The following is a 26627-nucleotide window of genomic DNA, read 5'->3' on the forward strand; positions in this document are numbered from 1 at the left end:
AAATGACAAATGACAAATGACAAATGACTACTTAGAGAGTAAATGTGCATTTAATGCTTTGGTGATGCGATCGCCAGAAGCTTCTAAGTGGGCTAAGGTGTAAATATCAAAGCTTTCACTTAGTTGTTTGAGTCTGACATCAATGGCTTTTTGCAGTTGGCGCAATTCATACCAAGCCAATGTCCGGCCATCTTCAGGTGTATCGGTAGTACCCAACATCATTTCTAGCAAAATATTCAGATATTCCCGTTGCAATGAACGACGGATGCTAGAAATTGGCTTTAGTTCTCCTGGGGTTAAGACTTCTGCCCAGATGCCTGTTTGCAGGGTATCGAACAGTTCCGGGATAGAAAGTGCTTCTCCAGGCAGAGTTTTTAATTCTATATCTTGTAAACGATTGAGGCGATCGCTGTCTAATAGCGATCGCAGCACCGCACTTTGAAACTTCAAAATATTTTCGTGAATTGGATAATCAAGGCGGTTGTTAGGTACAGAACTACCCCAATGTTCCCAGCGTGACGGTGCTAGTTGATTGAGTAATTGTGGTGAAAAACTGAAAGCATTTTCGACAAATACATATTCTTGCAATTTTGTCAATGCTTGGCGTTGTTTTAAAAGTGAAACAGGTACAAATGTCCAAGAAGCATTATCATTATTATGGAGACGCAGAAACGATTGTCCACCAATATATTTGGAAAGCAAGGTGGCGTTCCGAAAATAATATTTAAGCACTCTATTGAATGAGACGCGCAGGTTACTATAGCTTTCTCCTTTTGATAGATAACCCTTATCAAGGCGCTGCCACATAACGCGGGCATTATCCATTTGCCATTGCGAATAAAGTAGCACATCACTACTCATATCCCAAACATTCGCCAAAGGATTAATGTCCCAGATATCCTCATCAGTTGCATAAGACAATTCTGGTTGAGGCGACGCTAGTGCAATCTGCTCTAAAAAACTTTTTTCTGATTCTGGAATTATCCCCTCAAGCGTTGCTGATGGGCTTGTTTTATAACCATACTCAATTGCCCATTCGTCATAAGGCCCAACAACTCCTGGAAAATAGTCACCTTGCTGTACTCCCTGCGGTGCTATATTCACCGGTAGATAGTCCATCACCGAACCCACTAAGCCTTTAGTATGAGTGATTTCAGTATTATTTAATTCTTCAGGTGCTAACATTGTGCTGCCATGAAAGTTGTGGCGCAAACCGAGAGTATGCCCAACTTCGTGAGCAATGAGAGAACGCAAATATTGATGCACATACTCCTTCATCATTTCACTACTAGCTGTAGTATTTGGCAAAATTGACAACGCCAGCGCTCCCATCGCGGCTTGATTTGAAGACTCCATACCATAGCAAAACTCAGAGTCCGGTAGAAGAGAATTATTAACTCCTGGCTTTTGGCTTCCCCAAAGGGCTTGACATGGATTTTTGCCCACTAAAGATGGATTTACTTCCATCAATGCGTGATATTCTTGCTGAATTGATAGCACCATATTGGCATCTACCATAATGTCTGCATCCAATATTTCCCCAGTGAATGGGTTGACGCGCATTGGCCCTCTAGCAAAACCTGCATCTAAAGAGTTGAACCAGCGAATAGTATTGTAATGTACATCTGCGGGTTGCCAATCAGCATCATCTGGCATTTGCTGTACTTCAATAGCATTTTGAAATCCAGCTTTTTCAAATGCTTTGTTCCACATCAAAACGCCTTCACGAATCGCATCGCGGTACTCTAGTGGCACAGCATTTTCAATCCAATACACAATTGGCTTTTTAGGCGGAGATAAGGGAGAATTCGGATCGGATGGCTCTAAATGCCAACGATTGATATAACGTACAAATGATTCATGAGGATTCTTATTAGATAAATCTTGAAAAGCAGTAATAAAATATCCCACTCTATCATCAGCAAGTCTGGGAATATAATCATTATTTTCTCTAAGTTGAGAAAAACTGTAGTGTACTTTAAGAGTGAGTGCCCTACTATCAGGTACGGTAACTAAATTTGCTCCTTCTAATGATGAAAAACCGTAAATAGAATCAATCTCTATATTTTCTGAGAAGCTGTTAACATCACCAAAATATGACTTGTGTGCATCCAAGTGGTAATCAGCCTGCAAAGAGTATTTCAAAATGGTAGTTAATCCAGGTAAATCCTGCATTAGTAGTTCATTCAGGTTGATCAGAATATTTTTATTCTGTGGATCGATATTGGCTATTTCGAGTGAATAAAGAACAGAGTCGCTAAATGAACGAGCAAGCGATCGCTGTTCTGGTCTACTTTCTGCATGAAATTTCACATTACGCACCACAAAGTGCAATCTATTGTTTACTCGTTGGAAGTAAAAGATAAAATCAGAAAGAGGTAATCCACTATAAATTCCACTTTCCCCAACACCCGATTCTAATGTCACTATAGCTAGATAGTTTTTATTTAGCTGTTCTGGTTTAATTTCTAAGTAAATTTTTCCCGAATTATCAGTGCAATAAAGTGTGAAGAGTCCTTCTACTTTATTTATTCCTTTGACAACCTCATTAAATCGGCAAAAATTTTCCTTTGTACTCTTAGCAAGATCGTTGTCAGTATTTGCTAAGTTTTCAACTGCTGGGAGTGCATTTACTTGCTGTGCATCAATATTTGAAAGTTGATTTGCTCCTGCATAATCACTACAGATGAACAAGTTATACAGTAATACTATAAAGATTGCTAATTTCCTGATCCAGTATTTCATCCTTTGGCTTTCCAGGTGAAGCAGTTCTTGTATTGAGGAAAAAATGTGGATTAATTTGTCCTCTGTAAGCCCTGCAAATATCTAGGGATTACGGTATAAATCCACTCAGTCAGACAATATCTCTAACCTAAAAGTCCTGTGACTATTGATTGTTATTGGTAGCTATTTAGGAATTTTCCGTCAATTATCTGTATCTTTAAATAGATAATTTTTATAACTACAGATATATGTTTTTTTAAACTATATCTGTATTAAAAACCAAATGTAGCATTAAAAATGTATTTAGTGCTACATTTGCCAACCGAAGGAATCTTAAGCATGATTTATAAACAAAGAGTAAGAATCCTAAAAAAGCTGTTATTGAGCATTTAAATACTTTTTTAGGATGAATTATGGAGATTTATGGTAATCCCAACTGTTTTCTCACGCGGTCAATTGGTTCTTCCCAATGGTCTTCAAAGCGTTAGCCCAAAAAAATCAGCTTTTTTACCTAGTTCTCACCCTTTCACCAGGTTGACGAAAATCGCTTTGGTTTGTTGAGGAGCCAGGATGGGATAGAGCAATCTAGCCAACCACAAACCGATTTGGAGTGATTTGCCGTAATTTTGTGTAGCAGCAAAAGAAAGTACGCCAATCTCTCCCGCATAACTAGTGTCAAAATCGAGCAAATAGATTAGTTTAGCAATGTCTTCTAGTTCAGGGCTGATATTTAAAGGTTTTAGTTGATTTTTCACCATATAAACCTCGTCTACCTTGAGAACCGTAGTTTTGTAAGTTGGGTGCAGCGATCGCGTAATCCAACATAAATAAGGTGGTAATGTTGGGTTGCGTTTCACTCCACCCAACCTACATAAATATATCTTTTAAAAAACTCTAGGTTTCAACATAGATGAGGTTTAATTGACATATTATCCTCCAAAGTAGCCTTGAGGATATTGTCTTAATTGATTAAAATAATAATATCCCATTACTACTTTTAATCTTGAAGTAATTTTTGATAAACTTAAATACCCAAATAATCAGATTTTAGAATAGCAATATCAACCAAACTCACTGAGTTTCTGTAAGTTATAATCACTTGGAATTGTGGGAGTTTTTTAGCATCATGATTTTACTGATTAGATTGACAAGACTTGATAATAGTGAAGTGTAGCCCTTTATCTTATTTCTCACAACAGTTTAATTTATTTAGCAGTGGCTCTCTCTCGCTTATTATGTAAAATATCTAGGGAAAGGCAGCATTGCTCGTTGCTCTTGCACATAAATGAATGCAAATATCTATTTATCTCGCAAACCACCTCCTCCCCAAGGTTTAAAAAGTATTTCTTCTTTCTAACTGAGATATGCCTTTTGTTAGAAGGATAATTACCCTTTTATAGTTAATGTTTATTTGTACTCAAAAAACAAGCTAATTGGCATGATAAATTTGATTTCTAGAAAAATTGGTCACATCAGTTCCGTGCTTAAAGGACTTCAGGTAACACGTTTTTTGGCTGTTGTCCTAGTTGGTTTTCTAGTGCTGACAACCAATGTTAATTATGAGCAGGGGCAGAATGATAAAGGCTTAAAGGAGAGAGTCCGCGAACAGGTAGAGCAAAATGATGCTGAAAGACCGAAAACAGTAGGGCAGTGGTTTAAGGATGCTCGTGAAACCGAAGATTCTCCTGGTGAACGACTTCAGAAGATTGGGCAACAGTCAGGAGAAGCCTTTAAAGAGTTTGGAGGTGGATACGTAAAGGGCGCTAAAGACACTGCAAATGATGTAGGGAACAGTGCAGCACAGACAGGCAAAGATATCTCTAACCAAGTTCGACGCTAAGAGGTTGTTTTAAAAGTGTTTCACTGTAACTTTAGGCACTTTTAAATCTCCCTAATGCCCTTAAATAACGAATTCTAATACTTGGATAACGCCTTTACCCTTGCTGGTAAAAGATTGTAGCGTTTTTCAGGTGTATAAAATATAGGCCTTTGGTAGGGGCGTACAGCTAGCTGTACGCCCCTACTGTGTGTTACATCTAAAAAAATTGCTAATTTTGAGAAGCGTAGGTGGCGTAGCAATACTTCTCGCTTTGTGCATTTTTAACTCGGAATCGGGTTTGGGTTAAAGGTTTTTTCTTTCCCTTTTCCCCAAAACCCGAGAAGTATTGCACTCCAAAATCCAGATCAATACCAGATAAGAAATAACTTTAAGTAATATTTAGGCACTTTGCATAAATAAAGTGAACTATTAAGGCAAGTCATTTATTATTTGCAACTAGTAAAAAACACTTGATGTGTAAGCATCGCAGCTTACCGTAGTGGAAAGAAAAGAGTTATGTTTGTTTATACCCACTTATCTAAATCTTATAAGATAATTAAGTATCTTTTTTTACCAAGAATTGAACATTTTAATAACAGTTAAGTAACTGTTGAATAACTGTTTTAAAACATGAAACAATGGGGAGATAGTTAAGGCAGTAAAGAAAAAAACAGATAGATGATTAGCAATATGAAGCAATCTAAGAGTACGCGAAAGCGAGGAATTGTCCTAACGATCGCTGGATTGAAGCGTTTACAAGCTGCGATTCTGGCTATGGAAAAGGTTCAAAACAATGGCAATCACTTCACTCTAGAAGATTTAGGCGATCGCATGAATGTTTCAACCAAAACTCTGAACCGATTATGGTCGTTGAATACAGGCGTGGATCAAAAAACCTTAAAATTGTGCTTTACCGCCTTTAACCTAGAATTACACAGGGAAGACTACACAATTTTGAGTGAACCGAATACTACTGTAGTCTCTCCAACTCGATTGTTGAGTTTAGATACAGGAGAAAAGAAATTATCTCCGCCTTTCTCCTTAGAATCCTTTGTTACTCAGCACCATAACCAACTCGAAAATCTTTGGTCATACCCAGATGGCCCCGTAGCTCTAGATTCCCCCTTCTATGTCGAACGTCCTCCCATTGAAGAACTAGTTTATCGAGAAATAATTCAACCAGGCTGTGTGATCCGAATTCGAGCGCCAAGAGAGATGGGAAAAACTTCTCTTGTGTTGCGGCTATTGGCTTTTGCCCAGATGCAAGGTTATCGCGCTGTGAACCTGAATTGCAAGCAAATGGATGCAACCTGTCTGACAGACTTAAACAAGTTTTTGCGTTCTTTTTGCTGGCAAATTGCAACAGAATTAGGCATAGACCCCAAGCTAGATGAAAACTGGGATGAGGAAATAGGCTGTAAGTTAAGTTGCAGTTTATACTTACAATCATACTTACTGAAGCAGAGTAAAAGTCCAGTAGTTTTAGTGTTAAATGAGGTTGACCACTTTTTTGAATATCCTCAAATTGCTCAGGAGTTCTTTGGTTTGTTACGCTCTTGGTATGAAGAAGCGCGACAAGACGCTAACTTGCAGAAGCTTAGGCTACTGGTGGTTTATTCTACAGAAGTTTACGTTTCTCTAGATATCAACCGTTCCCCATTTAATATTGGACTACCGATCCGTCTGCCAGAATTTACTAAGCATCAAGTAGAGTATTTGGCCCAACGGCATGGGCTAAACTGGACTTCTGAGAACGAGGTTACGCAACTGATGTCTCTGGTGGGGGGACATCCAGCACTAATTCGGATTGCTCTGTATTATATATGCTGTCAAGGAATCACCTTAGAGGAAGTAATAGATGAGGCGATCGCTAACGGCGGTATCTACCGTTATCATTTATGGCGACACTGGGCAATTCTGCAAGAAAATTCCAGTTTGGTAAAGGCATATATTGAAGTTGTTAGCTCAAAGCAAAGCGTTTCTTTGAATCCCATTGATGCTCATAAACTCGAAAGCTTGGGATTAATCACTTATGAAGGCGATAGCATCCTACCGCGTTGCCAACTCTACCGCGCTTACTTTAAAAAACAACTAGATGTTGCTGAATTTGAATATAACTCATTGCAAAAACGTGCTTGAAAAACTATCAGGTACATTTTCTCTCACGCTTCGATGCTTACCGAAATTATGGGCGGAGTTCTTCTTTGCTCAAATTTATCTGAAGCGTGAGTTTTTTTATCTTGAAATAGCAACACCAAGAACTATCTACATTTTTAAATGATGGTGGCTGGAAAAGATTTTAAACTAATTAACTAGCTGACCAATAAAGTTGATAATCCTCGATAAAAAATATTCCATTATTAGAAGACATTTTGAAAAAGAAGTAATAATCTCCTGGCTCCCAAATACCAAATTCTTGTTCTTGTTCTTGAACAGTAGCTGTAGAGCCACCGTTGGGAATAGTCATGCTAGCAGTTTGTGTTCTGTTCTGTGCTTTGAGCAGAAAAACTTCCAGTAGGCAAAAACCCTGTAGTTCGGCAGAATAACGAATTTTGAAGCGGATTTTCCCTCCATCTCGGAGAGTATTTTGAATAAAAAATTTTTCAGTTTGAATAGGATTACCAGACAGTTTAATATCTTTATCTTGTGTTAAGATATAGGTATATTTTTGCTCTAACGAACTCACTAATTTTTCTCCTTAAAAATAATCAACTCTATTGGGATAATTGCATTTTTGACAAATAATTTTTGCTGTCACGTTGTATTCTGCCGTCATCGCCAACAAAATGCAATGACAGATAAGACAGTTAAGAAAATAGTTAAAAAATTGATTGCAACAAACAAAAATAATTGAAATTGGCAACAAATTTTAAATGTATAGACTACATCTAGGGCAAGGAGCAAGGTGTGGTATAGTCTCTTAATTTGAAAACTACTGTAAGTGTTAACTAAATAGTTGCGACCTGACCAAGATTGCCAAAACTCCATGTTGCCAGTCCTACCACTTGCGGTATCGACAGATTTGGCATTTTCTCTGAAACTATTCTTGTCCACTGCTTGAGGTACTCATTTTTTACCATTTGAGCCTCTGCTCCCTTGCCTCTTTATTTCCATTCGCCTTGTAGAGTGAAAGGTGCCCAGTAATAGGGTGCGGCATATTTTGGAGTGCGCCATATTTCTATTTGTGCTGTCCGCAAAGCTGCTGCTGGCTTTAATCCTTCTTGCAGCATCTTTTTGTAAAATACCTTCATAAGTTCAGATGTTGCCTGGTCATCTACACTCCACAGGCTGACTACGACTCGCGGGCTGCCTGCATACATAAACCCTCTGGTTAATCCTACTAATCCTTCTCCCTTAACTTCTTCTCCCAGTCCGGTTTTACAGGCGCTGAGTACTACCAGTTCCGCTTGCAGGTTGAGGTTGAAGATATCGTGCAAGCGCAAAAAGCCATTTTGTGGCATTCCCTTGTCGTCAAATAGCGATAACACCACTCCTGATAATTCTGGATGCTTGCTGTTGAGAATGCCATGCGTGGCGAAATGGATGATACGATATTGACTCAAATTTTCGCTGCTAGCAGTGGTACGACTGGCGGTAAAATCAAAGGCTTGTTTGCGATCGCTAATTGGTACAAGAGAAAGAATTTGCTCGGCTTCTTGACGTGTAAAGCGCAGACGTTCAAAGCTAATGTCTGAGTCTTGGGCGGATCTGGTTAAAGCCAGGTTGTCTAAATTGCTCTCTGGCGCAGGTAGGCGAGATACTTGTGCTTTATTTTGGAAACGCTCATCATCACTATTAAAAATCGGATCTGCCAATACAACTAGGGTTTTAGGAGCAGATTTACGTCCTTTGTGTTCGCTTCTGAGGATAGCTAATGTAGACGCTGAAGGGAGAGTAATGATTTCGTGGTTGAGCAGTAATGGTTCATAATTGCGACTGCTACCTGTTGTGAGGACAGCAAATGGCACATATTGCAAAGCACCATCGCTGGCGATCGCTAAACGCTTCTTTTGCAGTTGCTGGGCTACTGGTGCAAGTATTTGTTGAGATAGAGCATCTAGAGACGGACTATGCTTTAGATACGGGGTAGTGATTTCTTGACGGAACTTTTGCACTGTAGCTTCAATATCTGCACGCTTGGGTAGTTCGTAACTGGTAATACTCTTATTAGTAACTGCCCAAAGATAACTGCGCTTTTCCCCTAAAGAATATTCTAAAAGCAGAGTGTTTTCATCAAGTACTTGCTGTTGAATTTGCACAAGTGAGAGAGGCTGAGGTTGAGTCAGCGCTGCATAACGCGGACTAGTGGCACGGATTTGTGTCTGGACTTGTTTATACTGTTCTAGAAGTACCTCGGTGTCTTCTTCTAAAGCTTGCACCTGCGCTTCGGTATGCTTACCGCCTAATACTTGTATCCGACGTTTTTCTAAAACATCGAGTTGTTGCTGCAAGTTACGTTCTTGAGCAAGTAACTTTGGCTCTACACCTTGGCGAATATCAGCGTTGGCTTCTGCAAGTAGTTCCAAAAGACTGCGGGCGCGGGCGCGTTCGCTGGCTTGCAGTGCTAAAGCATCATATCCTTGAGATGGTTGCTGTTTGTGTAACTGCATCAGCAAATCGACATAAAACTCATAATAATTCTGCACTGTGGCAAAATAGGAAGTGCGGAGTTCCTGAGAGTCAATTTTGATACGAAGGTCTTCAACAATTTTGATGACTCTCTCTATCTGAGTCAGGGCAGACTGAAAATTGCCTGCGTCGTGTTGAACAAAAGCGATGTTATAGAGTGTACGTGCTTCCCTTGCCTTGTTCCCTGTCTGTTGATATAGCAGCAAAGATTGGCTGTAATAATCTAGCGCCTTTTGGTGTTCTCCTAAATTTGAGTAAGCTTTGCCAATATTGTTTAGAGCAGTTGCTATCCCTCCTTTGTCTCCCGCCTGTCGGTATAAAATCAGGGCTTGGCTAAAGTATGAGAGTGCTTTTTGCTGTTCTGCTAACTCTAAATAAACTGTGCCAATATTGCTCAGAGCAGTTGGTATTCCTTCTTTTTCTGCGTCTTTAGCCTGTTGGTATAAAGACAGGGCTTGGCTGAAGTATGAGAGTGCCTTTTGCTTCTCTCCTAAATCTAAGTAAACTTTGCCAATGTTGTTCAGAGTTGTCGCTATCCCTGCCTTGTTTCCTACCTGTCGTTTGAGAGACAGCGATTGGTTGTAGTAATCCAGCGCCTTTTGCTTTTCTCCCAGGAAATGGTACACAGAGCCGATATTATTGAGACTAATAGCTTCCCCATTTTTGTCTCCCACTTGTCGCCTTAAGGATATGGATTGGTTGTAGTAATCCAGCGCCTTTTGCTTTTCTGCTAACTCTGAGTAGATTTTGCCAATGTTATTTAGCGTAGTACCTTGGGCTTGTTTGTCCCCCACTTGTTCAAATAGAGGTAAGGATTGCTTGTAATAATCCAGTGCCTTCTGCTTTTCTCCTAAATTTGAGTAGATTTTGCCAATATAAACGAGGGTGTCAGCTTCTAAGGAGCGTAGGTTTTGCCCATTGGAGCGATCGCTCGCTTGACGATATAGTAAAAGTGCTTGCTCAAATTTTGCGATCGCTTTTAACAGAGATTCTGCTGTTCCTTGCTGATATAGTTGCTTCCCTTCCTGATATGCAAGTTTAGCAACAGCCAGAGTTGCATCTGGCGAACTTGTCTGCGTCATCTGTGCAACATTTATCGGATGCTGCCTAGCAATTGCCACATTTGATTCTGAAAATAACAAAATGCTGCTAAAAATAACAATAGTGCGACCCATTACCAAGGGCAGAAATTGCCATTGTCTTGAGTCATGTATATTAAATTGAGTCATATACATCTGCGGTTTCTATAGCTGATTAGATTTAGAATTCCCAAAATCAAGCAAAAAAACCGTAGATTAACTAATTGTATGTAATAGGCTTATACACGGCGAGCTGGCAGAGGTTTTCCATATAATTATCTAATCAACCCGCTTAACTTCAAATCCTCGTAACCCTTCCGGTACTTCATACTCAACCACAACATCTTTAACTACAGCAGCAGGCGGCCCAGAGTGACACCAGCGAACCATATCATCTACAACCTCTCGCGCTCCCTCAAAAACTGCCTCTACTCGATTATCAGGGAGATTTCGCACCCAACCAGTTAATCCCAACTGCCTAGCTGTATCGACAGTGGAATAGCGATAACCCACTCCTTGGACTCGGCCAGAAATGAATACATGGGCGCGGATGATCTTTGGCAGTGCTGTAGAATTCTGCATAAACTGGTCTAATCTTTACGATTCCAGTTTACCTAGTTTGTGTATACACAATCTGTTTTTACCTCTAAGCGTTATGCCCTGAAGGTGCGATCGCAATTATCCCTATATTTGGGAGTGTAGCAGAGTAATGATAAAGTATTTTTCACTACTCTGCTAATTGTTGTGAATTTAATTAATTAGTAGTCCGTTTTTCAACCTGGAATTTTGAATTGCTTATGTCTAACCTGCCACCACTCAATACAGCAACAATTTGGGCAATTCTTGACGATAAACTTGATGATGCCACAGTCAATCAGTTGCTATGGCATTATTTAGGCTATCGCTATGATTCTTCAACTGCACAATGGGACATTAGCCAAGTTGCACCAGAATGGCAAGATGAGTACCCACAACCACCAAATTTTATAGAATCTCGCCCTGCAACAGTGAAGTTAACTCGTTCCATCCCTGCTGAAAACAAACAAATGCTAAAAGAAAAGCTGGGTTTCAAAGGGTACAAAATTGGTGAATTTGGGCCACGGCAAACTCGCAGAGCAACGGCAGCTAATTGGTTTTTAAGTTATCTACAACAAACTAACGGCAAAATTGAATAATCTGATGCAGCAGATATTTAGACAAAAACATATTATTTTTACTAAATATCTGCTATTTTAAAAAAATCATAAGAAAGTCATTAACTTATTTATATAAATTTTGTAACTTGATTAATAGCATTTTAGCTTTAGTAGTTTTATCGGTAAAAAGTAAATGCGATAAACAGTCAAAAATTGCCAAAAAATAGTAATTTTTACGAAATATTTATAAATTCATCCTCAAGAGAGAAGCGCTGGTTAAATAATTATTTCTCTAGACCGATTTGTAAATTCAATTAAGCATCAGAGAATACGTCTATCAACCCTTGATATTACAAACACTTCTATGGCAAAGCCAATTGAATTTAATTTATTTGCACCATACAATAAGGGAGCCGCATTAATTGGTTCTTTTTCTGATTGGCAAGAAATACCAATGGAAAAAGGTGATGATGGTTATTTTCGCACAAGTGTTGAATTAGAAGACGGCGCTTATCAATATAAATTTCGCATCCAGTCAAATTCATGGTTTTTTGAACCAGAACAATGGGTTGATGTTACAGACCCTTATGCAACTGATATAGATGAACTGAGTGGAAAAGATGATAGTGTTATCCATGTAAAAGATGGTGAAAGAATTACTGATACTTATGTCTGGCAACATGATGATAAACCTTTACCTGCTGACCACGAATTAGTAATTTATGAATTGCACGTTGGTGACTTTTCTGGCGGCGAGGATGATCCTTATGCACGAGGCAAGTATAAACACGTCATTGAAAAGTTAGATTATTTGTGTGAACTAGGAGTCAATGCTATTGAGTTGATGCCACTTAAAGAATATCCTGGTGATTATAGTTGGGGTTATAATCCTCGCCACTTCTTTGCAACAGAATCAAGCTATGGTTCTACTGCTGAGTTAAAAAAATTGATTGATGAGTGTCATGCCAGAGGAATTCGTGTAATTCTTGACGGTATTTATAACCACTCAGAAGCATCTGCTCCTCTAACACAAATTGACCACGATTATTGGTATCATCACGAACCTCGTGACCCTGATAATAACTGGGGGCCTGAGTTTAATTATGAACATTATGACGAAAAATTAGATATTAAGCCAGCCTGGAAATTTACTGGTGAGGCAATCCGTTTTTGGATATCAGAATATCATCTTGATGGTATTCGCTATGATGCAGCACGGCAAATTGCAAATTATGACTTCATGCACTGGATTGTTCAAGAAGCCAAAAAAACTGCTGGTGCAAAGCCTTTTTACAACGTTGCTGAACACATTCCTGAAACTACCAGCATTACCAATGTAGATGGGCCAATGGATGGTTGCTGGCATGATAGTTTCTATCACTGCATTCTAGAACATATCTGCGGTGATACATTTGATTTAGAGCGCCTCAAAGATGTTATTGACTGCAAACGCCAAGGCTTCTTGGGTGCTACGAATGTAGTAAATTACCTCACCAACCATGACCATAACCACATTATGGTTGAATTGGGGAACCGTGAGATTTTTGACGAAGAAGCCTTTAGACGGGCTAAATTAGGAGTAGCCATCCTAATGACTGCTGTTGGCGTACCTTTGATTTGGATGGGAGAGGAATTTGGTGAGTACAAACCCAAACAACCCGAATCATCAAAAATTGATTGGACACTGTTAGGTAACGATCTCAATCGTAGTTTATTTGAATCATACAAAGGTTTAACCAACCTGCGTAAAAGTAATCACGCTCTCTACACAGAAAATATTGACTTTATCCACGAAAATCCAGAGGCAAAAGTATTAGCTTATACTCGTTGGAATGATGAAGGTTCTCGTGTCGTCGTAATCGCAAATTTCTCAGAAAACTTCCTAGCTGGCTATCATGTTCCTAACTTTCCTAGTGCTGGTACATGGCATGAATGGACAGGCAATTATGATGTCGAATCTGGTGATGATGGTATACTAACTGACTTAGGGCCATACGAAGCCAAAGTGTTTGTATGGCAGTAATTATATACACTAAAACTGAGTCAGTAATCCAATAGCAAAAAGAAAGGGGGGAAATATTCTCCCCTTTTTAAGTTATTACATTTCCCGAATACAGTGTAATTAGAAATTTGTCAAGCACAAAATAAGCTATTTTAAAATTTCATTGGTTTGTGTTACACTTTTGAGTTGAAGTGCGTATATAAAATTGCCAAAGCATCCCCATGCACAACAAATTATTTAATACTAATATCGACAACGCTAACATTGAGAACGATCGCATTTTATTAACTCCCAATGAAATAAAATCAAAATTACCTTTAACACAATTAGCCGAACAAAGAGTTTTAGCATACAGACAGGAAATAGAAGATATCCTGGATTTTCAGGATCGGAGAAAGTTTATAGTAGTTGGCCCATGCTCAATCCACGATCCAAAAGCAGCGCTCGAATATTCTGAAAGGTTGAAAGCGTTGTCTGAGCAAGTTAAGGATAAGCTGCTACTAATAATGCGTGTATACTTTGAAAAGCCAAGAACAACCGTCGGTTGGAAAGGATTAATTAACGATCCAGATATGGATGATTCTTTCCATGTAGAGAATGGTTTATTAATTGCACGCGATCTGTTATTAAAAATTACAGAATTGGGATTACCTGCGGGTACAGAAGCATTAGATCCAATCATACCTCAATACATTAGTGAACTGATTACATGGTCTGCTATTGGGGCACGCACGACCGAATCACAAACTCACCGTGAAATGGCAAGTGGACTTTCGATGCCTGTGGGTTTTAAAAACGGAACTGATGGCAATATTCAAGTAGCTTTGAATGCCCTACAATCAGCTAGAAACCCGCATAATTTTCTGGGAATTAATCAAAACGGACAAGTCAGCGTCTTTCAAACTAAAGGGAATGGCTATGGTCACGTAATTTTAAGAGGTGGTAGTCAACCCAACTTTGATGCAGCAAATGTCAAATTAGTAGAAGATAAATTAAAACAGGCGAATTTACCACCAAGAATTGTTATCGACTGTAGCCACGGAAATACTAATAAAGATTACAAATTACAAGGTGCTGTTTTAGAAAATATTATTCAGCAAATAGTAGATGGTAATACATCAATAGTTGGCATGATGCTGGAATCACATTTATATGAAGGTAGTCAACCAATTACTGGTAAAGAAGAATTAAAATATGGAGTTTCTGTAACTGATAAATGTATTAGTTGGGAAGAAACCGAAAAAATTATTTTGGCTGCTTACGAAAAACTTAAGTAAATACCATAATTGGGATTTCCAGAGGGTTTGAATCTTAATCACCAACGCTTGTAGTAATAACGTGTAAAATTTTACACGTTATTTAGTATTTATCAGAAACGACTATGAACACAATAACTTTTTTGCTTTCCTCTTTTTTCCTATAGATGCTGTTTCATATCTATTGGTATTGTGATATCAGTCTATTATTATTTGCTGTAAGAATAAATCTCGGTTTTCCAGCCAGGTATAACCCAATACGGTTCAGTTAATAAAAATAGTAGGTTGCCTTGAGGAATAGCGAAACCCAAGCTACACCACTTTTGGTTTTTACCCTTAACTAAACCGTATTTAGGTATAATCTGGCTTATCTAATCTTTTAGAACTCAAAAATATTGCTACCTGCTTCACCTACTATTATCTGAAAACTACTTGTAGATAAAATCATTTTTCAGACTATTGATAGACCCTCATATCAGTATAAAGATAGAAAGAATACTTTTAGTCAATCAGGTAATATCAATTTTAATCCTAATAATTGCTGTGTTTCTTAAAATTTTATTTAAGTGATGTTACACAACAAATGTAGGTAGCGGTAAATATTACCCCGTTTCTCCTGCGGGGTTTTTCTTTGAGGGTAAACGCACCAAATACTCCAGTTACGAGATTTTTCTACGATTTACCACATTATAAATACCTCAAAATACCCTAAAATACCCTAAACTACAGCCAATAATTAGGGCATATTTAGGGCAATGCGTTACTCTTTAGAGGAGATAAATAAGCGGCTTAAAGTAAGAAGACTTGGGGTATCTCTCCGACAAAGGGGAGATACCCTAAGTCTTAGGGCAACACTACCGCCACGACCAGGTAGCGAGAAAAACCAGCCTTATCAACAAGATTTAGCATTGAAAATGTACGCTAATCCTGCTGGTATGAAAGCAGCAGAGGATAAGGCAATAGAATTAGCATCAGATATTATTAAGTGGAAATCTGGACAAAATTTTCCTTGGAGCAATTGGATTGAAGGAAAGCCCAAGCCAGGGAACACTTGTCAGTTTTGGATAGATAATTTTAAAGCGGAATTTTTAGAGCGGCAGGAAAAATTTTCACCGAGAACTTGGAAGCGGCATTATCAACCAATGTTTAATCGGCTTCCGTCAACAGCTGAATTAAATGGGGATTTGCTGTTGCGGACGGTGCTATCTTTGCCGAACGACACCTGGACTAGGTTGCGTGCTGCTTCTATCTACCAGCAGCTAGCATCTCACGCTGGGCTAGAGATAGATTTACGCCCATACAAGGGCAAGTACGATCACACCGATACTATTAAAAACTTGCCATCTGATGAATTGATAGCAGGTGTGCGAGATAAAATTACTTCCCCTCAATGGCAGTGGGTTTATGGGATGTTATCGTCCTATGGTTTGAGCCCCATGAAGTATTTTTTTGCCACAGTTGAACCCAAAGCACCTTACAAATGTCATATAGCAGAGGGCAAAACTGGGGCGAGAATCGTACAGCCCTTCTATCCTCAGTGGGCAGAGCGCTGGAAGCTGTGGGAAACTAAAAAACCTAGAACTAAACAAACAGAATATGGGGAGTTAGGCAAGGCAGTTTATCTGGCGCTGCGACGACATTTTTAGAGACAAACGAGCCGATTTCACTCCCTACGACTTACGCCACTGCTATGCAATTAGGGTTAGCGTAGTTTTTGAATTACCAGTAACGACATCGGCGAAGCTAATGGGGCACTCGGTGACGGAACACCTTAAAACCTACCAGCGCCATATTGACGAGAAAACTAATTCTCTTGCTGTGGAGAGAGCGATCGCCCGGTTTGATGGTGAAGCACCGTAGTTATTGAAAAATTTTTCACCTTTCGGGTGACGCTCCTACGTCCCTACCACTACGCTAACGGCAGTCGCTCATGGGGAAACCCCCATCGCGCAGCGTCTCGTAGAGAAGACCGCGCTGCCTCACAATGTTTCGGCATGGGAACAAGGCTTATTTGTTAGCAGCAACTACCGGACATACTCCAGTTTTGCTTGCTCAAATGCGATGTTAACCGCTTTCATGCGTTCTGAATTTGGAAGAAGTCCACTGTCTGGATGGTAAATTTTGGCGTTACAAAAGTTCGCTTCCTGAAATATTTTTCAGTTAACACCAGCAGGTGTTTTCTGATTAGATTTTTTAGAGCTTGCTGATTCCCTACGTTGAATTTCTTTTTCTAGGTCAGAGAGTATGTCCCCAATAGGATGAATCGCTTTTATAACAACCTGCCCCTTATTTTTTCCGCTAAGTTTGACAATTGTTTCAACGGATTCATCTGATTTGACCCAATATAGATGCTCGTTACAAAAAATCAGAAATTTTCCAGAGAGAGATTTGTCAAACCCATGCTTTCGGATGTAATCAACTACCTTCCTGATTTCCTGCATAGATAACTGCTCTCTGAGTCTTGCGATCGCCCTCAACTCAAGAACCTGGTTTAAGGTGTAGAGAACTACTGGATGACTTTCACTACCCAGCTTTGTTGGCTCCACAACGCCAGATTTATCAAGCCGACTGAGCTGCCCTGAACTTAGTCCAGTCAGCTTTAGAACCTCCTGCCTTGAAAATAAGTTGCTCACTGTGTTCTCCTCCTTTAAAAGCAGATAAAATACCTGCTTTCACAGATACTGCTTCATTCTTGAAGCCTAATGTTCCAGATTTATTTGGAATAAATTCATTATATTGCTATCGCAGTATCTATTTACAGTGTCTATAGCCATAATTTTTTTCGATACTTTGTTTCGATAGTTAGCAAAACCGAAATATCGTTGTTAAAATAGAAGCGTCGATAGTTGCACCTACCGACGCTCCAAATGCTAAAGGCTAACTAATCGCTGGAAGCCCGCCTTTAGCAGCTTAACCATGAGGCTTCCTAAAAACCTTCTATGAGCATAATTTTAGTATCCTACGACCTAAATGGGAACAGGAAAAACTACCAAGAACTGTTTGATGGCATCAAGACTTTAGGAGACTGGTGTCATTGCTTGAAGTCTTCTTGGTTGGTACACACCAAAAGACTCCGGCACAAGTTTACAATTACCTAAGATCAAACTGTCTTGACGACGACGATCACATCTTTGTCACCGAAGCTGATCTGTCTACTGCGATTGGATGGCTTCCTCTAGAAATTTGCGACTGGATTAATGCTCGCACACCCATTTATCGATAAGAAGATGCGTCTTCTGTCATAAAGATAAACCCCTAGCACAAAATTGCGTTGGGGGTTTGTTTTTCACTTCGACAATCCATCGGTCATTTAGTCGCTTCCGCCTGTGCAAGTTTTTTTAGGATCGCTCATCACGTAATTCACCCAATCTCGAATCGCCACCACCTCATCAGCACCACTCGCAACAGCATCAGCAACATGCTTTTGGTAAGAGTTGGCGGCATGATTAGAATGGTCAAACTTATCTGCTGCCCAAGTAAGGCAGATGGTTTTTACCAGTTCGCCAACGATTCTTGGCTCTAGCTGACTTGGGCGCTCAACATTTTGAAATTGCAGCCACTCCACAACCAAATCTCGTGGGTAATTCAATATTTCACGAATTTGCTTAACTCGTGAGTCTTGCGGATGTACTGCTTCAAAGATATCAGATGGAGATTTTCTACTTCTAGACTCTTTCTGAGATGCATATTTTCTGATTTCTTCAGTAACCGCATCGTATTTATTGGGAGCGATCGCCCTCATGTCCGTATAGCCAAATTTTTCAATCACCCGCAGCATATCATCTTCACTCAGATGAAGTTCATTACGTGCGATCGCCCACAGTCTTTTTGCTTGAGGTTCGGTAATTGTCTGAGTGGGACTTACCCCAGCCATGTCATGCAGGATAGAGCCTTCTTTATCCTTTCTAGGCTTTTGGGCAAAGCCTGCCTCGACCTTGATTTCTTTGGCAATCTTACGCTTGGTTTCCTCCCAATCTTGGCTATCTGGCTCCACTATTGTTACGTCTAGCAAACACAAAGTACTGTATCTGCGTCCATAGGTTATTTTCGCTCCTAAATCTTTAGGATCGTTAAAGTCCGATGGCAGTAAAAACAGCGATTCTAGCTGTTCTCCGCTTTCGTGGCGGAGTGTGGAAATGAGGCAGTATTTGCCTTCTACGAAGCCCATTTGATGAGCGATCGCCATTCCATACTGCGACAGAATTGGGGTAATGGCAGGCAAAATCTCTTCTAATTCTGCATAAGTAAAACTGATTTCCCTGCCTGCCTTGGTGGGGATCTTTACTGTGCGATTAGCCAAGATAGTCGGGATTTCTGCTTTGGCTTTTGCGAGGGCCGCATTAAGTTGGGGTGTTGGTTCCATCTCATGTTCTAGTGGTTGATTGAAACTGGACATCCTTCACGTCTACTTCTAGCTTTACCACACCAGTCTTCTTGGGTATAGGCAGGTAAACAGAGGGCAAGCAAAGCTAACGCTATCAATGCCGATAGTCTATATTTCATAGTGTTCATTCCTTTGTGTTGGCGTGGACAAGGTGCGATCGCCGTTCTTGACGAGGCAGGCGATCGCACTTAAAAAACTAAGCCGCAACTAACCGTTGTTCTAAAAAATTCTCTACTGCTATCTGGTGCTTGCACTTTGTCCCTCGATGACGACAATCAGCACACTCACACCGCCAATTTGGATCTTGGTGCTTTGGGCGAACAATGTAGCGATTTTGGTTAGTAGAGTTCTCCACCACAAATTCGTCGCCCTGCTGTTCAAGCACAGTGATTGCTTGGGCACGTGGGGAACGTACTGCTGATTCCAACTTTTGCTTTTCTTGTATCTTCGCAACAGCAACCAAAGTCTCTTTAATCATTGATCCAAAATCTTCTATCAGTCGCACGCCCGTAAGATTGGATTTGTAGCCGCCACTGACTCCAATAATTAGGATTTGAATCCCATCAACAACCGATTCCCACACACCACCGCGTATTGTCTGCCCGATTTTTTCAAATGCGATCGCCTCCGAGTCAGACTGCTTTGGCATTGGGGAAGCATCACGCAATCCGCGATCGTATCCACTGCGATAACAAGGGTCATTGGACTGCATTTTTAACCCGTTGATGGCATCTTGATAGCCTTGATGGTTATTCTCCATACGTTGCAAATCGGGGGCAATAACATCCGCTTGCTCCTCAATGTGTGCAACGAATTCAGCTTGAGCAACATCCTGCTCATCTATCTGGCGGATTCCGCCAGATAACTTTTTAACCTGCGATTTTTGATGCTTAATAATCGCGTTAACCCAGATATCTTTATTGCGCTTGTCACCCTCTGGAGCGATACCTAGCTGATTGGCGATCGCTTTGACTTCGGCTAACTTGAGTTCTTGAAGCTGTTGAAGAGTATAGATTGAGTGTGTCATTATGGTTTTACCTGATGTTGTTTTACTAAGGTTCCAAGAGCGCCATTTTTCTTTGCCGGAGGGTGGCGCTTTTTGGTGCATAGACAACAGTATATACAGTAGCCAGACAAACGTCAAGGCAGTGCATAGACAAAGCGGCATTGTCTAGGCAGTAGAGCTAAGATAGGCTAATGTATATACATATAGGCAAATAGAAGGAGTCAGGCTTGCGATGGCAGCTCGTGATAGTAATCAGCTAAATATCCGCGTTGAAGAAGAAATAAAAAAAGAATTCATCCAGAAAGCCAAAGCAGATGGTACAAGCGCAACAGAACTGCTCGTTACGTACATGAAGCAATACCTAGGAAAGCAGCCCAAGAATAGCGAAGAAGAGTGGCTGCCTAAGCTAGAAGAAAAGTTGGAAGAGAGATTCGCCAGTTTCGAGAAAGAGATGCTTGCTAGGCTCCAGACAGCCCTGGGGAATAGAGCGCCTGAGAGAGGAAAACGAATCTCTCAGGCGTTGGCGGCAACAAGTTCTTAATTTAGATCCCAAAAGACAAAGCCCTGCTTCAACAGAAAAGCAGGGCTTTTAATTGCCTATATAATTCCTATGCGTTGTCTTGATATTTGCCTATATATGTGTATATACTCTAGGAAAGTGATCGCACTTGGTGATGACAAAGCGATCGCAATCAAGCCATAAGCAGCTAAAGCGATCGCCCTCACCAGCAGTTACAGGCAAAGAGTCACCTTTGTCCAATGTCTGCTGTCCAATCAGGTGCGATCGCGTCTTTGCCGGGGAGATTGCACCAACCGCAAACAGCATTTACTGACGACACTTGCTGTTAGCAAAACTGAAGCACGAGGGAGAAAAGATGGTAAACACTGTCCTTTATCAGTTGGCAACAGACTGCTCTGAAGGGTTACAGCAGATGCCATCTTCCCTCAACCTTCAGTTCTCAAGCTTTATTGCGATCGCCTTGATATGACCAAGTGCGTTAGCGCAGCTCGCCGTAGGCATCGCTCTACAGAACCTTGAAAATTAAACAGCGTCCTATCCGCACTCCAAACTCCGTAGGACGCAAACCTTATTTTCTCAACACCTCCCTCAAAAGCGCCATCGTTGGCTCTAGAACTTTCGTCATAACCAACCCAGATGGATTAACTTGAGGATGAGCAGAAGAACTGACTAGATACTTCGCAAGTAACGCTTGGCGTTGCCTTTCTTGTTCAGTAACAAATTTTGCAAACACTGTTTGGCGTTGCTTTTCTTGCTGGGTGGAGAATTTTAGAAATGAGGCAATGATTTTCATGGTTTTACCATAGTTGTTTACAAATCCCTCCAAGAGATTCCAACTTTACTGGTGCGCCTGAAAGTGCGGTTTTTGTCCTTATGCCCTCAATGTAACGCTTTACCTTGCTGATTCACAAAAATGAGGAAAATAATGAATTATCTTCATACCGGACGAGCGCGATCGCCTTGCATTGGCAAAAGTGATCGCTTGCAATCAACGTATAATTTATTCCAGAACTTCTCTTTTTAGTCTTGTTAGTTCTTCATCTACATCTCCCTCGTCCACCTGAGAAAGTTCGTATTCTAGCTGGGCTTGGCGTTCTAGTCCGTTAGCCCTCATCATTGCCTCACTTGCTGCAAATACCTTTTCCCAAGTCTCCCATCTATCCAATGGTTCTTCGATTTTTGAGATTAGTGATTTTACATCGGGTGAAGTCGAGCATTTTATTGGTCTACACAAAACTCGAACGGTCTGATTCTGGAAATCATAGACAACATCAAACACCTTAAATTTGCGCCAAGAATCAGGTTTACGCGTCTCATCTATTGGTAAAACGAGAGTTTCGCCAATTCGGGGAAGCCACTTACAGTTTGAAAACTCAGCCACCATTTTGGTGACTGAATCAATACTCCAAACAATGCGGAGTTTGAAATCTTGAGGGTTGGGCGTGACAAAAGGTTTCATTGTTCACCTGCAACTATTAGCCAATTCGTTTGCATAGCGTTCGACATCAGAGCGATGAATCGCTCTATTGCTTTCGCGTTGTCCTATGCCTTCTGCCGCCTGGTCGTAGCAGCTACTGGATTTAAAAAAAGTTCCATAAATCCAAGCACCTACAACAAGCGAAGCAATTATTGCAGCCGTAATGTTTCTGCTTTTATGATTTTCAGGATTAGTCATGTTTTTGAAATAGGACTATACCTAGCAATCCCAAAACCAACCCACGTCTAACCAGTTGTTGAAAAATTTTTCATAAGGTCTTATGACTGAAAAACCCGACTTACGCATTATCAATCAAGAAGCTGGAAGAAACGCCGCACAACTTGCCGAACAATTCTCTGATGAAGAATTGCGGCAAGCGATTCTGAAAGCCCTCAAATCCCAAGGATATCCAGGCGATGATTTACCACCCGGATTAGACACATCTAGAGAGGGGCTGCTGGATTTAATTGCAGGCATGGCAGCGATCGGGCAAAGTGCCCCAGCAGATTAGCGACCTCTTGCCAAAAAATCATGTACATTTCTACGAACACCATAAAAGCAAGCAATAAAGATCATCCAACTCCCTCTTTTTTGGCAGATAATACGGCTATTACAATGAGTGAGCTATTGTCACTTATTCCAAAAATGCAGAGCTTCCGAATGATATTTGCACAAATGCGGATAAAAGCCCTTTCAGGATTCATGTCTAGTCTAATTTCCGATCTAGAATCCGAGGGTTTTACATTCCGCGATTTACTTCTGGCCCTTGCTGATTGGTCAGAAAACCAAAATAACTGGCAAAGTGCTGCTTATTACCTTGAACTTGCCGCTAGTCCGCCTCCCCAATCTCAACCCCAGCGTGAATCGCCATCTGAGCAATCAAAAGCTGAACAAGCCTAAACTGCTCGACTTTTTCCAACTTGAAAGCGATCGCCATTACATCTTCTGCAACACGAGGCTCTGGTAATGCCTCAATTCCGACTCCAGTCAATTCCGCAATTAGCTGGAGCAAATTTCTGCCGGTTGCATCGGCGATCGCTTTCAAATTGTCCAAACTTGGTTCGCTGTCCCCTAACTCCCAATTTCTCAAAGTACCAGGATTTACGCCCAAATCCCTAGCAAATCTTCCCTGGCTCCTATCCCCCCTAGCTTCACGGATTATCGCCGCCAGTTTTTTCCTATCCATTTAAGAGCGCAAATTCTACTTGTAAAGATTTTGCACTTTATTGCCATGTAGCGCTACGTGGTTTACACTTAACACTAGACTAATGAGGTTTAGTTACTAAACTAATGGGCAAAACTACCACAAGAAGTTTACGACTACCTAATGAAATTGATGAAAAACTACAACTTGAGTCACAGAGAACGGGCATCCCCTTAACCGGAATCATTCTTGCTGCCGTACAAAGCTGGCTTGAATACAAGGATATAACTTACTCGCTCAGGCTGCCTAGCGGACAATTCATTGAGATAACGGCAACAAGTGGAGCGACTGATACCAGAAAGACAGCTTAATGGCTGCTGCATCTACTCAGGCATAACTATGGAGCAATCAGGGAGCTACAAAATCGCAGAAAGACTCATCCCCGAAAGCCAACTTAAGGCAATCGTCGAGGATATTGTCAAACAGACCCTAGCCGAAATGCTAGGAGTCAACACTACTGCCCAATCACAAAAGCGGTGGCACGACACAGAGCAAGCTTTTTCCCCATTGGGGCTGAATTCAGCCGAACAATTGCGGGAGATGGTGCGGAATGGATTATTGAGAATTGGGCATGAAGTGCGTGATGTATCTTCACCCGATTCTCAAATCCCCCGCTATCAGTTTCACATTGAAAAGTGTGAGCTTAGATTGTCTTTGCCCCCTGAAAAGCGGCAAACAAAAAAGGACAAAAAAATAGCGTAACTTTGACGAGCTACGCTGAACAAATCTTTTTTATTAAGTACTTAATAGGACTTAATCATGACACAAAAATTCAATAATTTCAAGCCCTGCAATCCTCACGAGATAAAGGTTCCCAGCAACTTAAGTGCTGATGAGTCTGAGGTACAAAAAGTTATATCCAGTTTTCACGCTGATGGTACAATTCCCGACATTATCATCAATGAAGATGGAGAATTGACTGAGGGAATCAATGCGCTCATTGCTGCTATTCGGCTGGGACAGAATATAATTCCGACAATAGTAGAAGTACAACCAAAACTAGAGTTATCAGTACCATTACTAATAAATACTGAGCTGCTTTATATCCATCCCCTCAACAGCACAATTTATGGCGAGAATGAGGACTTGAGCGGACTTGAAGCCGCAATACGAGAAACAGGCTGGATCAAAACCCTAGTTGCTACTCCAGATGGAAATGGAAGAAATAGGATAGTGAGCGGCAACAGCTGCTTCAAAGTTGGCTGCAAGCTGGGCAGAAAAGAGTTCTCTGTTGAACTAAAAATTTTCAACACCCCACAAGATGAACTCAGAGCGTTGCTTGCAGGCAATGTTGGGCGGGAAAAGACAATAGAGCAGAAAGCAAGAGAAGGGCTACTCTGGGAGGAGATTGAGCGCGAGGAAGCTAAATCTCGGCAGGGGAGAGCCGGACTTGGTGAGGGAACGGTTCGCGATCGCATTGCTACAAAAGTAGGGTTGGGCAGTGGGGTCAATTACGAACACGCGGCGGCAGCTGTAAAAGCCCTGGATGAAACTGCCGATGCACCCATTGGCAGCGTGCGACATCAGCAGCATCAGCAACTTAAACAGATACTCTCGCGCCCCAGAGGTGTAGATGCGGCTTACAAGCTGATTAAGCCAGCAGTACCCTCAACCAATCAAGCACAGCAGCGCTGGACACCCAAAGAATTTGAGCGAGTGAAAATCATCGGTGGCCCGCACAAAGGTGCGATCGCAGTTGTGCGAACAATAACGGGCCCATTTTCTGCGGTCTGCTATCTGGAAGGCGATCCAGAAGATAAGCGGCATCAAATAGCCTTCAATCAAATGGAAGCCTTGCCGGTGACAAAACCGCCGACATCGGTGACGGCTGAATTGGAGCAAAAGCAGGAAGAATTGGGCTTTGGAAAAGGAAAGCGATCGCAATTACTCCCGGATTTGACTCGCAATGAGGGCCCACCAATAGAGCAACAATCTGCAACAATCACTAACCTCAACGCCACTGGTGATGTGCTGGTGACTGAGGTGGCGATCGCGCTTTCTCGCCTGACTCCAGAGCAGCTAAATCAGGCGATAAGCAAAGCCTCCCAAACCTGGAGTAAAGCTCAGATAGAAGCTGCATACCAAGCCCTACACGAACACACCAGAGCAGTAGCATGATGACGATGAAAAATACCGCTCCCACTATTGAATTGTCGCCAGATGCTTACATAAAAATCATTGCAGGCAAGCCAATCGAAGCTCCCGCAACCAGCTTAATGCTGGGTAAGCAATACAAGCTAGTAAACGCGGCCACAAAAACTCACATGTTTCGCTGCTTGGATTTAGTCCTTGGAGATTTGAGCTACTGGAAATAATGCAACAACTAACTTTATTTGATGTCCCCAGCACGTTGCCAGTTGAGCATTATCCCGGCTTTCTGCATCACAGTGAAGCTGATGCTCTAATGGTTCACTGTAAAGCTTTGCAGTGGCAGCAAAACGAGATACGAATGCTAGGAAAACCACTTCAAGTCCCAAGGCTTGAGTGTATGTATGGCAAGGATGGGGCGAGTTACCTTTACTCTGGCAGTGTCAACCTTAATGCTCACCTTTGGACACCAGAATTGCTATCTTTACGCGATCGCATCACCGCTTTCTGCGGTCATGAATTCGATATCGTCATTGGCAATCGTTACCGCACAGGTCTTGATTCTATCGGTTGGCACAGTGACGATGAGCCATCAATGGGGTATCGGCCTGCGATCGCCTCTATATCTCTTGGAGCTTGTCGCAAATTTTCCATCAAGTCCAAAGTCAAAGGCAGCAAAGCCACTCATTTTTGGCTTGAACATGGCTCATTGCTATTGATGTTACCTGGTTGTCAAGAGGGGTATGTTCATCAATTGCCCAAAGATAACAACTGTTTTTTAGAGCGAATTAACCTAACCTTCCGACCTTACGGAAGGCTGAAGTGAAGTGACGGACATTATTTTTAAATGAGCAGCAGACCTGATTCACCCTGGCACTATGCCCAAACTTTTTACGCATTGGTGAAAGCTCAGACGAAGCTGCACGCACTGATTCGATTTGTTGGGAGAACTGAATCTTATAGCAAATCTGATTCTGATAATGAAGTGATTAATAGCCAGCTTGACGAAATTGAGCAGCACCTAACTTCTGCACGCCAAAAAATTTTGGTAATTAAAATTATGGATTCAAATTTAACCCAAAAAATTGAAGCTGAATTAGCTAAAAAAGATTGCAATGCTGGGGAAATAAAAGATGCTACTGGTGCTAGTTATCCTGAGATTTTTACAAGCCTCAAGCAGCTTTCAGATACAGGGAAGGCAGAATACTACTTCATTTACACCATGCCTTTACCCGTGCTGACATATCAATTGAAAAAGCCTTTTTGGAAAATTTAATACTGAGCGTAGTCGAAGTGTAAATGG

28 protein-coding genes are annotated in these 26627 nt (G+C 41.1%); 14 read left to right on the plus strand and 14 right to left on the minus strand.

Annotation, left to right across the window (positions count from 1 at the left end):
• Positions 1-27 precede the first annotated feature (27 nt).
• Positions 28-2745 (minus strand): zinc-dependent metalloprotease, encoded by a 2718-nt coding sequence (locus FD724_RS06370; protein WP_179071975.1) that lies wholly within the window; start codon positions 2743-2745, stop codon positions 28-30.
• Between the two features lie 497 nt (positions 2746-3242).
• Positions 3243-3581, minus strand: a complete 339-nt coding sequence (locus tag FD724_RS06375) for a hypothetical protein (protein WP_179071976.1) — start codon at positions 3579-3581, stop codon at positions 3243-3245.
• A 581-nt stretch (positions 3582-4162) separates the two neighbouring features.
• Between FD724_RS06375 and FD724_RS06380 the strand changes: the two genes are divergently transcribed.
• Both FD724_RS06380 and FD724_RS06385 read left to right on the plus strand, forming a co-directional pair.
• The gene (locus FD724_RS06380; protein ID WP_179071977.1) at positions 4163-4564 is read left to right on the plus strand and encodes a hypothetical protein; all 402 of its coding nucleotides are present in this window, start codon (positions 4163-4165) and stop codon (positions 4562-4564) included.
• 669 nt (positions 4565-5233) lie between these two features.
• Entirely contained in the window at positions 5234-6682 is a 1449-nt protein-coding gene (locus FD724_RS06385; protein ID WP_179071978.1) for an AAA-like domain-containing protein, read from the plus strand.
• A 169-nt stretch (positions 6683-6851) separates the two neighbouring features.
• Here FD724_RS06385 and FD724_RS06390 read toward each other — a convergent pair whose 3' ends face one another.
• The 4 genes from FD724_RS06390 to FD724_RS06400 all read right to left on the minus strand — a co-directional run bounded on the left by FD724_RS06390 (position 6852) and on the right by FD724_RS06400 (position 10833).
• Positions 6852-7229, minus strand: a complete 378-nt coding sequence (locus tag FD724_RS06390; protein ID WP_114085814.1) for a hypothetical protein — start codon at positions 7227-7229, stop codon at positions 6852-6854.
• 262 nt (positions 7230-7491) lie between these two features.
• Entirely contained in the window at positions 7492-7623 is a 132-nt protein-coding gene (locus FD724_RS40635) for a hypothetical protein (protein WP_256874469.1), read from the minus strand.
• Positions 7624-7647: 24 nt separating this feature from the next.
• Complete coding sequence (locus tag FD724_RS06395) at positions 7648-10401, minus strand: CHAT domain-containing protein (protein WP_179071979.1); 2754 nt, start codon at positions 10399-10401, stop codon at positions 7648-7650.
• A gap of 129 nt (positions 10402-10530) precedes the next feature.
• Entirely contained in the window at positions 10531-10833 is a 303-nt protein-coding gene (locus tag FD724_RS06400; RefSeq protein WP_114085812.1) for an acylphosphatase, read from the minus strand.
• A gap of 215 nt (positions 10834-11048) precedes the next feature.
• Between FD724_RS06400 and FD724_RS06405 the strand changes: the two genes are divergently transcribed.
• From FD724_RS06405 to FD724_RS06420, 4 genes are all read left to right on the plus strand, one after another.
• Positions 11049-11426: a DUF1823 family protein gene (locus FD724_RS06405; protein WP_114085811.1), complete on the plus strand. Its 378-nt coding sequence runs from the start codon at positions 11049-11051 to the stop codon at positions 11424-11426.
• A gap of 325 nt (positions 11427-11751) precedes the next feature.
• Positions 11752-13410 carry an alpha-amylase family glycosyl hydrolase gene (locus FD724_RS06410; protein WP_179071980.1) on the plus strand — a complete coding sequence of 553 codons (1659 nt, stop codon included), beginning with the start codon at positions 11752-11754 and terminating at the stop codon, positions 13408-13410.
• 200 nt (positions 13411-13610) lie between these two features.
• Positions 13611-14666 carry a 3-deoxy-7-phosphoheptulonate synthase gene (locus FD724_RS06415; protein ID WP_114085808.1) on the plus strand — a complete coding sequence of 352 codons (1056 nt, stop codon included), beginning with the start codon at positions 13611-13613 and terminating at the stop codon, positions 14664-14666.
• A 734-nt stretch (positions 14667-15400) separates the two neighbouring features.
• Positions 15401-16291, plus strand: coding sequence for a hypothetical protein (locus tag FD724_RS06420; RefSeq protein WP_179071981.1), 891 nt, complete (start codon positions 15401-15403; stop codon positions 16289-16291).
• A gap of 510 nt (positions 16292-16801) precedes the next feature.
• Here the strand turns inward: FD724_RS06420 and FD724_RS06425 are convergent.
• Entirely contained in the window at positions 16802-17278 is a 477-nt protein-coding gene (locus FD724_RS06425; RefSeq protein WP_179071982.1) for a MerR family transcriptional regulator, read from the minus strand.
• Positions 17279-17673: 395 nt separating this feature from the next.
• On the opposite strand from FD724_RS06425, the gene FD724_RS06430 reads away from it, so the two are divergent.
• Positions 17674-17868 carry a hypothetical protein gene (locus FD724_RS06430; RefSeq protein WP_179071983.1) on the plus strand — a complete coding sequence of 65 codons (195 nt, stop codon included), beginning with the start codon at positions 17674-17676 and terminating at the stop codon, positions 17866-17868.
• Between the two features lie 87 nt (positions 17869-17955).
• On the opposite strand, the gene FD724_RS40640 is transcribed toward FD724_RS06430, so the two are convergent.
• From FD724_RS40640 to FD724_RS06445, 3 genes are all read right to left on the minus strand, one after another.
• On the minus strand, positions 17956-19041 hold the full coding sequence (locus FD724_RS40640; RefSeq protein WP_256874470.1) for an ERF family protein: 1086 nt from the start codon (positions 19039-19041) through the stop codon (positions 17956-17958).
• Entirely contained in the window at positions 19017-19148 is a 132-nt protein-coding gene (locus FD724_RS40645; RefSeq protein ID WP_256874471.1) for a hypothetical protein, read from the minus strand. Before FD724_RS40645 ends, FD724_RS40640 begins: the two co-directional genes overlap by 25 nt.
• A 77-nt stretch (positions 19149-19225) precedes the next feature.
• Entirely contained in the window at positions 19226-20056 is an 831-nt protein-coding gene (locus FD724_RS06445; protein ID WP_179071985.1) for a hypothetical protein, read from the minus strand.
• Positions 20057-20267: 211 nt separating this feature from the next.
• Between FD724_RS06445 and FD724_RS06450 the strand changes: the two genes are divergently transcribed.
• A complete protein-coding gene (locus tag FD724_RS06450; protein WP_179071986.1) occupies positions 20268-20576 on the plus strand; it encodes a hypothetical protein in 309 nt (102 codons plus the stop codon).
• A 90-nt stretch (positions 20577-20666) separates the two neighbouring features.
• On the opposite strand, the gene FD724_RS06455 is transcribed toward FD724_RS06450, so the two are convergent.
• The 3 genes from FD724_RS06455 to FD724_RS06465 all read right to left on the minus strand — a co-directional run bounded on the left by FD724_RS06455 (position 20667) and on the right by FD724_RS06465 (position 22014).
• Positions 20667-20861, minus strand: coding sequence for a hypothetical protein (locus tag FD724_RS06455; RefSeq protein WP_179071987.1), 195 nt, complete (start codon positions 20859-20861; stop codon positions 20667-20669).
• A gap of 262 nt (positions 20862-21123) precedes the next feature.
• Positions 21124-21348 (minus strand): hypothetical protein, encoded by a 225-nt coding sequence (locus FD724_RS06460; RefSeq protein ID WP_179071988.1) that lies wholly within the window; start codon positions 21346-21348, stop codon positions 21124-21126.
• 207 nt (positions 21349-21555) lie between these two features.
• Positions 21556-22014: a hypothetical protein gene (locus FD724_RS06465; protein ID WP_179071989.1), complete on the minus strand. Its 459-nt coding sequence runs from the start codon at positions 22012-22014 to the stop codon at positions 21556-21558.
• 298 nt (positions 22015-22312) lie between these two features.
• Here FD724_RS06465 and FD724_RS06470 point away from each other — a divergent pair, with 298 nt between their 5' ends.
• Entirely contained in the window at positions 22313-22543 is a 231-nt protein-coding gene (locus FD724_RS06470) for a hypothetical protein (RefSeq protein WP_179071990.1), read from the plus strand.
• 318 nt (positions 22544-22861) lie between these two features.
• On the opposite strand, the gene FD724_RS06475 is transcribed toward FD724_RS06470, so the two are convergent.
• Positions 22862-23218 carry a helix-turn-helix domain-containing protein gene (locus FD724_RS06475; protein WP_179071991.1) on the minus strand — a complete coding sequence of 119 codons (357 nt, stop codon included), beginning with the start codon at positions 23216-23218 and terminating at the stop codon, positions 22862-22864.
• Positions 23219-23575: 357 nt separating this feature from the next.
• Between FD724_RS06475 and FD724_RS06480 the strand changes: the two genes are divergently transcribed.
• Genes FD724_RS06480 through FD724_RS06500 form a run of 5 tightly spaced genes read left to right on the plus strand, consistent with a single transcriptional unit; the run spans position 23576 to position 26600 of the window.
• Positions 23576-23938: a hypothetical protein gene (locus FD724_RS06480; protein WP_179071992.1), complete on the plus strand. Its 363-nt coding sequence runs from the start codon at positions 23576-23578 to the stop codon at positions 23936-23938.
• Between the two features lie 57 nt (positions 23939-23995).
• Positions 23996-25354: a hypothetical protein gene (locus FD724_RS06485; protein ID WP_179071993.1), complete on the plus strand. Its 1359-nt coding sequence runs from the start codon at positions 23996-23998 to the stop codon at positions 25352-25354.
• On the plus strand, positions 25351-25551 hold the full coding sequence (locus tag FD724_RS06490) for a hypothetical protein (RefSeq protein ID WP_179071994.1): 201 nt from the start codon (positions 25351-25353) through the stop codon (positions 25549-25551). Before FD724_RS06485 ends, FD724_RS06490 begins: the two co-directional genes overlap by 4 nt.
• The gene (locus FD724_RS06495) at positions 25551-26150 is read left to right on the plus strand and encodes an alpha-ketoglutarate-dependent dioxygenase AlkB (protein ID WP_179071995.1); all 600 of its coding nucleotides are present in this window, start codon (positions 25551-25553) and stop codon (positions 26148-26150) included. Before FD724_RS06490 ends, FD724_RS06495 begins: the two co-directional genes overlap by 1 nt.
• 21 nt (positions 26151-26171) lie before the next feature.
• Positions 26172-26600 carry a hypothetical protein gene (locus FD724_RS06500; protein WP_179071996.1) on the plus strand — a complete coding sequence of 143 codons (429 nt, stop codon included), beginning with the start codon at positions 26172-26174 and terminating at the stop codon, positions 26598-26600.
• The last annotated feature ends 27 nt before the right edge of the window (positions 26601-26627 follow it).

The sequence above is a fragment of the Nostoc sp. C057 genome (assembly GCF_013393925.1).
Classification (GTDB): Bacteria; Cyanobacteriota; Cyanobacteriia; order Cyanobacteriales; family Nostocaceae; genus Nostoc; species Nostoc muscorum_A.

Bases quoted from the DNA above. Each gene is read 5' to 3' on its own strand.
- FD724_RS06370 (WP_179071975.1), bottom strand. From the start codon at position 2,745: ATGAAATACTGGATCAGGAAATTAGCAATCTTTATAGTATTACTGTAT.
- FD724_RS06395 (WP_179071979.1), bottom strand. From the start codon at position 10,401: ATGACTCAATTTAATATACATGACTCAAGACAATGGCAATTTCTGCCC.
- FD724_RS06500 (WP_179071996.1), top strand. From the start codon at position 26,172: ATGAGCAGCAGACCTGATTCACCCTGGCACTATGCCCAAACTTTTTAC.
- FD724_RS06420 (WP_179071981.1), top strand. From the start codon at position 15,401: ATGCGTTACTCTTTAGAGGAGATAAATAAGCGGCTTAAAGTAAGAAGA.
- FD724_RS06450 (WP_179071986.1), top strand. From the start codon at position 20,268: ATGGCAGCTCGTGATAGTAATCAGCTAAATATCCGCGTTGAAGAAGAA.
- FD724_RS40645 (WP_256874471.1), bottom strand. From the start codon at position 19,148: ATGAAATATAGACTATCGGCATTGATAGCGTTAGCTTTGCTTGCCCTC.
- FD724_RS06460 (WP_179071988.1), bottom strand. From the start codon at position 21,348: ATGAAAATCATTGCCTCATTTCTAAAATTCTCCACCCAGCAAGAAAAG.
- FD724_RS06475 (WP_179071991.1), bottom strand. From the start codon at position 23,218: ATGGATAGGAAAAAACTGGCGGCGATAATCCGTGAAGCTAGGGGGGAT.
- FD724_RS06410 (WP_179071980.1), top strand. From the start codon at position 11,752: ATGGCAAAGCCAATTGAATTTAATTTATTTGCACCATACAATAAGGGA.
- FD724_RS06495 (WP_179071995.1), top strand. From the start codon at position 25,551: ATGCAACAACTAACTTTATTTGATGTCCCCAGCACGTTGCCAGTTGAG.
- FD724_RS40640 (WP_256874470.1), bottom strand. From the start codon at position 19,041: ATGTCCAGTTTCAATCAACCACTAGAACATGAGATGGAACCAACACCC.
- FD724_RS06385 (WP_179071978.1), top strand. From the start codon at position 5,234: ATGAAGCAATCTAAGAGTACGCGAAAGCGAGGAATTGTCCTAACGATC.
- FD724_RS06480 (WP_179071992.1), top strand. From the start codon at position 23,576: ATGGAGCAATCAGGGAGCTACAAAATCGCAGAAAGACTCATCCCCGAA.
- FD724_RS06470 (WP_179071990.1), top strand. From the start codon at position 22,313: ATGACTGAAAAACCCGACTTACGCATTATCAATCAAGAAGCTGGAAGA.
- FD724_RS06455 (WP_179071987.1), bottom strand. From the start codon at position 20,861: ATGCTGTTTGCGGTTGGTGCAATCTCCCCGGCAAAGACGCGATCGCAC.
- FD724_RS06465 (WP_179071989.1), bottom strand. From the start codon at position 22,014: ATGAAACCTTTTGTCACGCCCAACCCTCAAGATTTCAAACTCCGCATT.
- FD724_RS06380 (WP_179071977.1), top strand. From the start codon at position 4,163: ATGATAAATTTGATTTCTAGAAAAATTGGTCACATCAGTTCCGTGCTT.
- FD724_RS06445 (WP_179071985.1), bottom strand. From the start codon at position 20,056: ATGACACACTCAATCTATACTCTTCAACAGCTTCAAGAACTCAAGTTA.
- FD724_RS06485 (WP_179071993.1), top strand. From the start codon at position 23,996: ATGACACAAAAATTCAATAATTTCAAGCCCTGCAATCCTCACGAGATA.
- FD724_RS06400 (WP_114085812.1), bottom strand. From the start codon at position 10,833: ATGCAGAATTCTACAGCACTGCCAAAGATCATCCGCGCCCATGTATTC.
- FD724_RS06490 (WP_179071994.1), top strand. From the start codon at position 25,351: ATGATGACGATGAAAAATACCGCTCCCACTATTGAATTGTCGCCAGAT.
- FD724_RS40635 (WP_256874469.1), bottom strand. From the start codon at position 7,623: ATGGTAAAAAATGAGTACCTCAAGCAGTGGACAAGAATAGTTTCAGAG.
- FD724_RS06405 (WP_114085811.1), top strand. From the start codon at position 11,049: ATGTCTAACCTGCCACCACTCAATACAGCAACAATTTGGGCAATTCTT.
- FD724_RS06415 (WP_114085808.1), top strand. From the start codon at position 13,611: ATGCACAACAAATTATTTAATACTAATATCGACAACGCTAACATTGAG.